Below are 10151 nucleotides of genomic sequence, written 5' to 3' on the forward strand. Positions count from 1 at the left end.
GTCGCGGGTGGCGGCCGCCGGATCAGAACCAGTGCAGGCAGTGCGGCGTGCGCTCGGCGCGGAACAGGGCGTCGGCGAGGGCGGCCGCGCCGGGGCGGTGGGCCAGGACGTGCCCGGCCCGGACGAGCGCGCTCGGGGCGGTGCCGCCGAGGTAGACCGCGCCCAAGTCCCGGATGTCCAGGGAGAGGTCCGGCTCCCGGTCGGTCGGGACGCACTCGGCCTTCCCGTCCCGGACGGTCAGCAGGTGGCGGTGGTGCTCGCCGAGGAACGGGTCGTCGACGTCCAGGACGAGCTCGCCGTCCGTGAACCAGCCGCGCGAGGTCAGCGCGCGCGGGACGTCCAGCAGCCGCACCCAGAGCCAGTCCGTCTCGCCGCCCGGCTGGACGGCGCGGAAGTCCTCCAGCTGCCAGCGCAGCGGGTGCTCCGCCGGGACGTGCTTGAGCACGACCTGGGCGGCCAGGTCGTGGCCGAGCACGAACCGGGCGAGGTCGGTGTAGCCGGCGTCGTCGACGGCGATGGTCTCGTCGACCGTCAGGGTGTCCCCGTCCATCGCGTAGCTGGCGTACCCGTCCGGCGTTCCGTCGGCATCCCGGTGGACGGCGACGTGGCGCGCCGTCGGGGCGGTCGGCACCTGGCCCGCGCCCAGCTCCCACCAGCGGCGCGGCCGGGACAGCGCGCCGGGCTGGGCGCGGCGGTAGCGGTCGTAGACCTCCTCGAGGATCCGCCCGCAGTCGGCCCGCTTGAACAGTTCGACCGAACCGCCCGCCTGAGCCCCGACCGCCGACCGCGCCGCCCGGGGCGCGGCGAAGGCGGCCTGGTGGCGCTGCACCGTCAGCCGCTGGGTGTACGTCGCCGGGCCGTAGCCGAACCGGCCGTAGATCCCGGCCTCGGAGGCCAGCAGCACCGACAGGAACTCCCCCCGGCCCCGCAGCTCGGCGAGCTGGTGCCGCATCATCGCGGTGAGCACGCCCTGGCGCCGGTGGGTGGGCAGGACGCCGACGGCCGTCACCCCGGAGGTCGGGATGACGACCTGCCCGGGCAGGGTGAGTTCGAAGGTGTACGCACCGGCGGTGCCGACGGGCCGCCCGTCCGCCGCCACGGCGAGCAGGTTGCGGTCCATCTCGGTCGCGGCCCACCAGACCCCGCCGCCGTCCGCGCCGGGGGCGTCCGAGAAGCGCCCCAGCGCGGTGTGGAAGGTGGCGACGAACGCGTCGAGGTCCTGGTCGGTCGTGGAACGGATCTCCATGTGGTGCTGCTGCCTCCCCGTGTTGCCGGCACCACTTCGTTTGGCGCCCCCCGAAGTTCAGCGCGGCCGCGCGACCGGGTCAACCGAATTAGGGGGCGTCGGATCAGGGGGCGTCGGAAGTCCTCCGTGCCGGCGGTCCGGGTGGCCCGCGCCGCGCAGCAGTGAGCCGAGCGAGAGCATCGCGGAGAGGCCGAGCAGCACCGTGGACCAGAACCAGAAACGCACCCAGGTGTCGGGGACGGGCAGCAGGATCGCCAGCACCGCCGGATACAGGACCAGCAGCCACGCCAACCGCCCTCCGCTCCGGCCTGTTGGCGCAGCCGCCCGGCCGCCCGCTCGCCCTGCCCGGCGGCCCCACCGGTGACCAGCCGCAGCCCCTCGGCGGTGGTCAGCCGACACGTGTGCACCAGCGCCGCGATCATCGTGAGGAGCAGGGCGAGCCCCAGCAACTGGGCCCATTCGGGCACGCTGGGCCGGCCTGACGTGGTGACCACCAGCATCGGCACCGCGAAGAGCAGGGTGCTCGACGCCTCGAAGGCGACGAGCCGGGCGGCGGGGGTACGGGGCGCGGCCACCGACGTCTCCCAGGACAGGAGTCTCCGGTGGCCGCGGGCACAGCCGTTCGCCCGGCGGCGGTGTGAACCCGTCATGACCCCGGCTGCGCTTCACCGGCGCCCGCGCGGACGGGCCCGTCGGAGCCGGACCGGTCCGGGGCGACGCGCGGCGCCGTCAGGACGTACTCGTCCGGGTCGATGGCCCGGGTCCGGCGGCGGAACCGCCAGGTCGACGCGGGCCAGATGGTGGTGACACGGCCCGTGCGGTCCTGGTACCAGCCGGAACAGCCGCCCGCGGCCCAGACCGTGGGGGCCATCCGCTCCTCCAGTTCGGCGTTGTACGCGTGCTGCGCCTCCGCGCGCACGTCCACGGAGCCCAGACCGCGGCTCCGCATCAGCCGCAGGGTGCTGAGGAGGTAGTTGATCTGCGACTCGATCATGTGGATGAGGCTGGTGTGTCCCACGCCCGTGTTGGGTCCCGCCATCAGGAACAGGTTGGGGAATCCCGCGACGGTCGTGCCGAGGTGTGCCTGCGGGCTGCCCTGCCAGACCTCGTCCAGGGACCGTCCGTCACCACCGATGACGTGCTTCGCGTAGGAGGCGTCGGTGACCCGGAATCCGGTTCCGAAGACCAGGACGTCCACCGGATGCGCGGTGCCGGCGGACGCGGCCGGGGTGCCGCCGCGCGGGGTGGTGAGGACCGTGTCCGGTCCGATGCTCGCGATCGGGTCGGTGACGACGCGGACGTTGGGTTGCACCAGTGCCGGGTAGTAGTCGTCGGAGAGCAGGACCCGCTTGCAGCCCAGCGCGTAGTCCGGGGTCAGCTTGGACCGCAGCTCGGGGTCCTCGACCTGGCGGTGCAGGTGGGCCAGGGCCTCCCGGCGCCCCAGCTCGGACATGGCGCGGTTGCCGAGCAGGGCCGGCAGCGTCGCCTCCCGTGCCAGGTACTCCCAGCCCCGCGCCAGTCGCTGCGCCGTCGGGGACAGCTGGAACAGGCGGTGCTGCCACGCCGGCACCGGCCGGTCCCGGCGCGGGGCGATCCATGACGGAGTGCGCTGGAAGACGGTCACCTGCCGGGCCGTGCGCTGCAGGTGGGGGACGAACTGGACGGCGCTCGCGCCGGTGCCGATCACGCCCACCCGCTTGGCCGACAGGTCCAGGTCGTGCCGCCACCCGGCGGAGTGGAACGCCTCTCCGGTGAAGCCGGCCAGGCCGGGCAGCGCGGGGACGGCCGGCTCCGAGAGGGGCCCTTGGGCCATCACCAGCAGCCCGGCGCTGAGCGGTCCGGTGCTGGTGTCCAGCTCCCAGCGCAGCCGCTCGGGGTCCCAGGTGGCGCGGCGCAGTTCGCAGCCGAGCCGCAGGTGGGGCGCCAGGCCGTACCGGCCGACGCAGTGCTTCAGGTACCGGTCGATCTCCTCCTGGGGCGCGAAGCGCCTGCTCCAGGCGGGGTTGGGTGCGAACGAGAACGAGTACAGGCGCGAGGGCACGTCACAGGCGCAGCCGGGATAGGCGTTGTCCCGCCAGGTGCCGCCGACCTCGTCGGCCCGCTCCAGGAGCAGCAGGTCGCGGTGGCCCTCCCGCAGCAGCCGGATGGCCGTGCCGAGGCCCGCGAATCCCGCGCCGACGATGACGACGGACACGTGTCCGGGTGAGGCGCCGGCCGCTTCGCGCGGGGCCGGGCTCGTGGTGTGCGGGTCGGTCATGGTTCCCCTCCGGCCGAAGACTGTTCGAACTGAATGCTATCGTAGACATAACGATCGTAACTCTCACGATAGATGGAGTGCCGAATGAGGATTTTGGCTCTCGGAGGCCCCGGAGCGATGGGCGCCGTGGCGGTACGCGTGGCCGCCGGACTCACCGGCGTCACCGAGATCGTCGTGGCCGACCGGAACCCGGAGGCGGCCCGGACGCTGGTGCGCCGGCTCGACGAGGGCGGCACGGGTGGCGCGCCGATGCGGGCGCTGACGGTGGACGTCACCGACGGCCGCGCCCTGCACGCCGCCCTGGAGGGCGCGGACGCCGTCCTCAACACCGTCGGCCCGTACTACCGCTTCGGCCTGACCGTGCTGCGGGCCGCGATCGCGACCGGCACCCACTACCTGGACATCTGCGACGACTGGGAGCCGACCCTGCGGATGCTCGGCCTGGACGAGGAGGCCCGGGCCGCCGGGGTCCGTGCGGTGGTGGGCATGGGCGCCAGCCCCGGTGTCAGCAATCTGCTGGCCACACGTGCCGTCCGGCACCTGGACCAGGTCCAGGACCTGTACACCGCCTGGCCCGTCGACGTCTCCGGCAGCGGTGGGGACGACGAGCAGCTCAGCGACCCCGACGGGCGCCCCAGCGCGGCCGCCGTGCACTGGATGGAGCAGATCAGCGGGAAGGTCGCGATGGTCAGCGGCGGACGGCTCGTCCACCGGCGGCCGCTCCAGCCGGTCGCGCTCTCCGTGTCCGCCGGACGCACCGGCACGGCCTACACCGTCGGCCACCCCGAGCCGGTCACCCTGCACCGCAGCTTCCGACCGGCCGGCGAGGCCGCCAACCTCATGGTCGTCACCCCGGGCACGCTCGCCTACCTCGACGTCCTGCGCCGCGACATCGACGCCGGAAGACTCACCAACGAGACCGCGGCGGCCGCACTCGCCAAACCCACGGTGGGCCGCGCGCTGCGGGCCACCGCGGGTGCCATGACCCGCAAGGGACCCGGCTCACTGCCACCGTTCTTCGCCGCCGCCACGGGCACCCGCGACGGCCGCCGCGTCACCGTCCTGGCCCGGCTCGCCGACACGCCCGGAGCCTCGGCGCTGATCGACGACATGGCGGAGGCGACCGGCCTGCCCCTGGCGCTGGGGCTCGCGCAACTGCTGGACGGCACCGGTGGCCGCCCCGGCGTCCACCCGCCGGAGACGGCCATCGACGCCGACCGCTTCTTCCTCGACCTGGCACGCCACGTGCCCGACCTTCCCGGCGACGACGGCCCCCGCGACGGCGTGGTCATCGACGTGACCCCGACCCCGTGAGACTCGTCCACCGCACCCGCGGCCGCCCCGGTCCGGATCGGGGCGGCCATGACGGCCGACCTCGCCCCGCGCCCCCGACGGGCGGCAGGCACTACATTGGAGCGGAGAGGGGCGCCGATCCCGAGCGGGGTGGCCGATGCACTCGATCACCGACTGGCTGAGCGGCCTGTCCGGCCCGGTCGTCTGCGTGGTCGTCGCGGCCCTCGTGTTCGCCGAGGACGCCCTCTTCTTCAGCTTCTTCCTCCCGGGCGAGACCGCCGCCGTCCTCGGCGGGTTCCTCGCCCACCAGGGCAGGGCCCCGGTCGGCTGGCTCGTCCTGGCCGTGGTCTGCGCGGCCGTCCTCGGCGACACCGCCGGCTACGAGATCGGCCGCCACCTCGGCCCGAGGATCCTCGACACCCGCCCGATGCGGCGCCACGCCAACCGGGTCGACCAGGCGCAGGAGCTGATCCGCCGACGCGGGCCGGCCGCCGTCTTCTTCGGCCGGTTCGTCGCCTTCTTCCGCGCCATGGTGCCCACCCTGGCCGGCATGTCCCGGATGCCCTACCGCCGCTTCGTCCTGTTCAACGCCCTCGGCGGGCTCCTCTGGGGCGTCGGGTTCACCCTGCTCGGCTACTTCGCCGGAGCCGCCTACGCCCGGGTCGAGGGCACCGTCGGCCGGGTCCTCGCCCTGGTGATCGGCGCGCTCGTCGTCGTCTCCCTCGCCGTCTGGTGGTTCCTGCGCCGACGCGGGTCCGGGGAGGGCGACCGCACCCCGGCCCGGGCCCAACGGGACGGAGAGCAGCGGGACGGAGAGCAGCGGGACGGGGAGCGGCGGGCGGAAGAGCGGCGGGACAGCGGGCAGCGGGGCGGACGGCCCTGACGCCGCCGCCCCCTCACCGGCGCCCGCCGCCGCTTCCGGTCACCAGCGGCCGTGCACCCGCGCCCGGATCCGCCGGTCGTACAGCTCGCGCACGGCGGCCAGGGTGGCCGGCGGGAGCGGCGCCGAGTCGGCGGCCGCCGCGTTGGCCCGGGCCTGCGCCACGTTGCGCGCCCCGGGGATCACCGTCGTCACCCCCGGCTGCTGGGTGACCCAGCGCAGCGCCGCCTGCGCCGAGCTCACCCCCTCGGGCGCGAACCCGGCGAACTCCACCGCCGCCTCGACGCCCGTCGCGAAGTCCACCCCGGAGAAGGTCTCCCCCTGGTCGAAGGACTCGCCGTGCCGGTTGTACGTGCGGTGGTCGTCCGCCGCGAAGACGGTGTGCTCGTCGTACCGGCCGGACAGCAGCCCCGAGGCCAGCGGCACCCGGGCGAGGATGCCCACCCCGGCCGCTTCGGCGGCGGGCAGCACCTGCTCCAACGGCTTGAGCCGGAACGCGTTCAGGATGATCTGCACGCTCGCGATGTTCGGGCGCGCGATCGCGGTCAGCGCCTCGGCACAGGTCTCCACGCTCACCCCGTACGAGGCGATCCGCTCCTCCGCCACCAGGGTGTCCAGGGCGTCGAACACCTCGTCCGAGGAGTAGACCGGCGTCGGCGGGCAGTGCAGCTGCACCAGGTCCAGCCGGTCCACCCCCAGGTTGTCCCGCGAACGGTCGGCCCAGGCACGGAAGTTGGCGAGGTTGTAGTGCTCGGGCCGCTGCTCGACCCGGCGGCCGAACTTGGTGGCGACGAACACCCCGGCGTCCGGGCGGTCCTTCAGGAAGCGGCCGATCAGCCGCTCGCTGCGGCCGTCGCCGTAGACGTCGGCGGTGTCGAAGAGGGTGACGCCGGCCTCCACCGAGGCCTCCAGCACGGCGAGGGCGTCCTCCTCCCGGACATCCCCCCAGTCCGCACCGAGCTGCCAGGTGCCGAGTCCGACGATCGAGACGGGGCGGCCGGTCCGGCCGAGTACGCGCTGTTCCATGGGGGCGAGCCTCTCACGCGGCGACCCCAGCGCACCACGCCGCACGGTGGGCACACCGTAGTACCGCGTCGCACCGCCGACGGCTCCGGACGTCCGGGTGGAAAGCTGGGGACACCGACGTCGGCACCACCTGCGAGGCCCCACCCGTGACCGTATCGATCGCCCTGTTCACCCAGGACCTGCGGCTGCACGACAACCCCGTGCTGCACGCCGCCCGCTCCGCGGCCGACGGGGTCGTCCCGCTGTTCGTCCTGGACCCCGCCGTCGAGGGCGCCGGGTTCGCCGCGCCCAACCGGCTGGCCTTCCTGTCCGACTGCCTCGCCGACCTGGACGACTCGCTGCGCCGGATCGGCTCCCGGCTGGTCGTGCGCCGCGGCGAGCCCGCCGAGCAGACCGCCGGGGTCGCCGCCGAGGCCGGTGCCGCCACCGTCCACGTCGCCGCGGGCGTCAGCGCCTTCGCGCACCGGCGGGAGGAACGGCTGCGCGAGGTGTTCGGCGACCGCCTGCACGTCCACGACGCCTCGCTGACGGTCGTCCCGGCGGGCCGGATCACCCCGGCCGGCCGGGACCACTACGCGGTCTTCACCCCGTACCACCGCGCCTGGCAGCGGACGCCCCGCCGCACGGTGCTGGGCGCGCCCCGGGCGCTCGACACCCCGGACGGCATCGGCGGCGACAGCCTCCCACCCTCCGCACCGCTCTCGCCCGCGCTGCCGCCCGGCGGCGAGAGCGCGGCCCGGCGGCGGTGGCGGCGCTGGGACGTCGACGCGTACGCGCGGGTGCACGACGACCTCGCCGCCGACGCCACCTCCCGGCTCTCCCCGTACCTGCACTTCGGCTGCCTGTCCGCCACCGAACTCGTCGAGCGCGCCCTGCGGCACGACGGCGAGGGCGCGCAGGCCTTCGTCCGGCAGCTCGCCTGGCGCGACTTCCACCACCAGGTGCTCGCCGCCCGCCCGGACGCCGCCCACCGCGACTACCGGGACAGGGACGACCACTGGCACCGGGACGAGCGCGAGGCCGAAGCCTGGCAGCAGGGCCGCACCGGGTACCCGATCATCGACGCCGGGATGCGCCAGCTCGCCGAAGAGGGCTGGATGCACAACCGGGCCCGCCTGCTGACCGCGGGCTTCCTCGCCAAGTCCCTGTACCTGGACTGGCGGATCGGAGCCGCCCACTTCCTGTCGCTGCTGGTCGACGGGGACGTGGCCGACAACCAGCTCAACTGGCAGTGGGTCGCCGGCACCGGCACCGACACCCGCCCCAACCGGGTCCTCAACCCGCTCCGCCAGGCCGACCGCTACGACCCGGACGGCGCGTACGTCCGCCGCTGGGTCCCCGAGCTCGCCCACCTGCCCGGCCCGGCCGTCCACCGCCCCTGGCTGCACGACGCCGACTACCCGGCGCCGCTCATCACCCCGGACGCCCTCACCGAGCGGTTCCGCCGGGGGCGGGGCCTGGACTGAGTTTCATAGCCCGGACCGAGCGCGAGGGCCTGGGCTGAGCCAGGAGGCGGACGGACGGGCGGTACCCCGGTACTACGGCCCCGGCGATGATCGGCCCCGGGTACCACAGATCGCGGCGCCGTCGAACCTAGCGTGGAAGGTACCGGCGGCCGGGACGACCCGGCCCACGAACGTTGAGGGTGAGCGATGATCGAGGCGCACCAGCTGACGAAGCGGTACGGGGAGAAGACCGCCGTCGATCGGCTGGACTTCACGGTCCGGCCGGGTACGGTCACCGGCTTCCTCGGGCCCAACGGGGCGGGCAAGTCCACCACCATGCGGATGATCGTCGGACTGGACGCGCCGACCGGCGGTTCGGTGCGCGTCAACGGCCGCCGCTACGCCGAGCACGCCGCTCCGCTCCAGGAGGTCGGCGCACTGCTGGAGGCCAGGTCGATCCACCCCGGCCGCTCGGCGTTCAACCACCTGATGGCGCAGGCCCACACCCACGGCATCCCGCGCCGCCGCGTCGACGAGGTGATCGAGCTGACCGGTCTGCGGTCGGTGGCGCGGAAGCGGGCCGGGGCGTTCTCGCTCGGCATGGGCCAGCGGCTGGGGATCGCCGCCGCCCTGCTGGGCGACCCGGCGACGGTGATGCTCGACGAGCCGGTCAATGGGCTCGACCCCGAGGGCGTCCTGTGGATCCGCAACCTCCTCACCTCGCTCGCCGCCGAGGGCCGCACCGTCTTCGTCTCCTCCCACCTGATGAGCGAGGTCGCCCTCGTCGCCGACCACCTGATCATCGTCGGACGGGGCCGGCTGCTGGCCGACACCACCGTCCAGGACCTGGTCCGCGAGGCCGGCGGCGACGCCGTCACGGTGGCCAGCGCCGACCCGGCCCGGCTGCGCACCCTGCTCGCCGGCCCCGGCGTGGAGATCTCCGGCCGCTCCGGCTCCGAGGAACTCCTCGTCACCGGCCGCACGGCCCGCGAGATCGGCCTGACCGCCGCCTCGCACGGCATCGCCCTGTTCGAACTCGCCACCCGCACGGTCTCCCTGGAGCAGGCGTTCATGGACCTGACCCGGGACGCCGTCGAGTACCACGGCACCACCACCACTGTCGAGAGCCCGAGGAGCGCGGCATGAGCACCCTCGCACCGAGCCAGACCGCCACGCCCGCCGGCCCCGGGCCCGAGCGCCCCGTCTACAAGGTCACCGCCGCCCGCGTGCTGCGCTCGGAGTGGGCCAAGCTGTGGTCCCTGCGCTCCACCTGGATCACCCTCGGCCTGGCCCTGCTGTTCCTGGTCGCGTTCGGCCTGATCGCCGCCGTCCAGTTCAAGTCCAGGCTCGACTCCGGCCGGCACCTGGACCGGGACTTCTCCGACGCCACCGCCCTGAGCCTGTCCCTGTTCGGCACCAACTTCGCCCAGCTCGCGCTCGGCGTCCTCGGCGTGCTGATCGCCGCCGGCGAGTACTCGACCGGCATGATCCGCTCCACCCTGGCCGCCGTGCCGCGCCGCCTGCCGGTCCTCTGGTCCAAGGCGGCCGTGTACGGGGTGATCGCCCTGCTGCTCGGCACCGTCGGCGTGTTCGTCGCCTTCCTCACCGACAGCGGCATCCTGTCCGGCACCCGCGTGGCGATGGACCTCTCCAGCGCCGGCGCCGTCCGCGGACTGCTCGGCGCGGGCCTCTACCTCGCCCTCGTCGGCGTGATCGGCGTCGCCCTGGGCGCGCTGCTGCGCTCCGTGGCCGGTGGCATCTCCGTCCTGGTGGCCACCCTGATGCTGGTCCCCGGCCTCGTCTCGCTGCTCCCCACGTCCTGGCAGAGCCACATCAGCCCGTACCTGCCCAGCCACGCGGGCGAGGCGATGTTCGCCCTGCACCACGACTCGACCACCCTGTCGCCCGCCGCCGGGCTGGCGGTCTTCCTCCTGTGGACGGTGCTCGCCCTGACCGGTGCAGCGGTGCGACTCGTGCGCAGCGACGTCTGAGAGACTCCGGTGC

Annotated in this window: 9 protein-coding genes; 5 read left to right on the top strand and 4 right to left on the bottom strand. The window is 74.4% G+C overall.

Features of this window, described 5'->3' with window-relative positions; all coding sequences use genetic code 11:
* Nucleotides 1-22: 22 nt before the first annotated feature.
* The 3 genes from ACWDCZ_RS36685 to ACWDCZ_RS36695 all read right to left on the bottom strand — a co-directional run bounded on the left by ACWDCZ_RS36685 (nucleotide 23) and on the right by ACWDCZ_RS36695 (nucleotide 3503).
* Nucleotides 23-1246, bottom strand: a complete 1224-nt coding sequence (locus tag ACWDCZ_RS36685; protein WP_449818164.1) for a GNAT family N-acetyltransferase — start codon at nucleotides 1244-1246, stop codon at nucleotides 23-25.
* A 57-nt stretch (nucleotides 1247-1303) separates the two neighbouring features.
* Nucleotides 1304-1537 (bottom strand): hypothetical protein, encoded by a 234-nt coding sequence (locus ACWDCZ_RS36690; protein WP_449818165.1) that lies wholly within the window; start codon nucleotides 1535-1537, stop codon nucleotides 1304-1306.
* A gap of 355 nt (nucleotides 1538-1892) precedes the next feature.
* Nucleotides 1893-3503, bottom strand: a complete 1611-nt coding sequence (locus ACWDCZ_RS36695; protein WP_449818166.1) for a flavin-containing monooxygenase — start codon at nucleotides 3501-3503, stop codon at nucleotides 1893-1895.
* An 84-nt stretch (nucleotides 3504-3587) separates the two neighbouring features.
* On the opposite strand from ACWDCZ_RS36695, the gene ACWDCZ_RS36700 reads away from it, so the two are divergent.
* Both ACWDCZ_RS36700 and ACWDCZ_RS36705 read left to right on the top strand, forming a co-directional pair.
* Nucleotides 3588-4817, top strand: a complete 1230-nt coding sequence (locus ACWDCZ_RS36700; protein WP_380744567.1) for a saccharopine dehydrogenase family protein — start codon at nucleotides 3588-3590, stop codon at nucleotides 4815-4817.
* A 136-nt stretch (nucleotides 4818-4953) separates the two neighbouring features.
* Nucleotides 4954-5679, top strand: coding sequence for a DedA family protein (locus tag ACWDCZ_RS36705; RefSeq protein WP_449818167.1), 726 nt, complete (start codon nucleotides 4954-4956; stop codon nucleotides 5677-5679).
* Nucleotides 5680-5718: 39 nt separating this feature from the next.
* Here the strand turns inward: ACWDCZ_RS36705 and ACWDCZ_RS36710 are convergent, their stop codons facing one another.
* Complete coding sequence (locus tag ACWDCZ_RS36710; protein ID WP_449818168.1) at nucleotides 5719-6702, bottom strand: aldo/keto reductase; 984 nt, start codon at nucleotides 6700-6702, stop codon at nucleotides 5719-5721.
* A gap of 146 nt (nucleotides 6703-6848) precedes the next feature.
* On the opposite strand from ACWDCZ_RS36710, the gene ACWDCZ_RS36715 reads away from it, so the two are divergent.
* The 3 genes from ACWDCZ_RS36715 to ACWDCZ_RS36725 all read left to right on the top strand — a co-directional run bounded on the left by ACWDCZ_RS36715 (nucleotide 6849) and on the right by ACWDCZ_RS36725 (nucleotide 10138).
* Nucleotides 6849-8168 (top strand): cryptochrome/photolyase family protein, encoded by a 1320-nt coding sequence (locus tag ACWDCZ_RS36715; protein WP_449818169.1) that lies wholly within the window; start codon nucleotides 6849-6851, stop codon nucleotides 8166-8168.
* A 186-nt stretch (nucleotides 8169-8354) separates the two neighbouring features.
* A complete protein-coding gene (locus tag ACWDCZ_RS36720) occupies nucleotides 8355-9293 on the top strand; it encodes an ABC transporter ATP-binding protein (RefSeq protein ID WP_449818170.1) in 939 nt (312 codons plus the stop codon).
* Nucleotides 9290-10138 carry an ABC transporter permease gene (locus ACWDCZ_RS36725; protein ID WP_449818171.1) on the top strand — a complete coding sequence of 283 codons (849 nt, stop codon included), beginning with the start codon at nucleotides 9290-9292 and terminating at the stop codon, nucleotides 10136-10138. The genes ACWDCZ_RS36720 and ACWDCZ_RS36725 overlap by 4 nt, the downstream gene beginning before the upstream one ends.
* Nucleotides 10139-10151 lie beyond the last annotated feature (13 nt).

The sequence above is a fragment of the Kitasatospora sp. NPDC001225 genome, assembly GCF_053597855.1.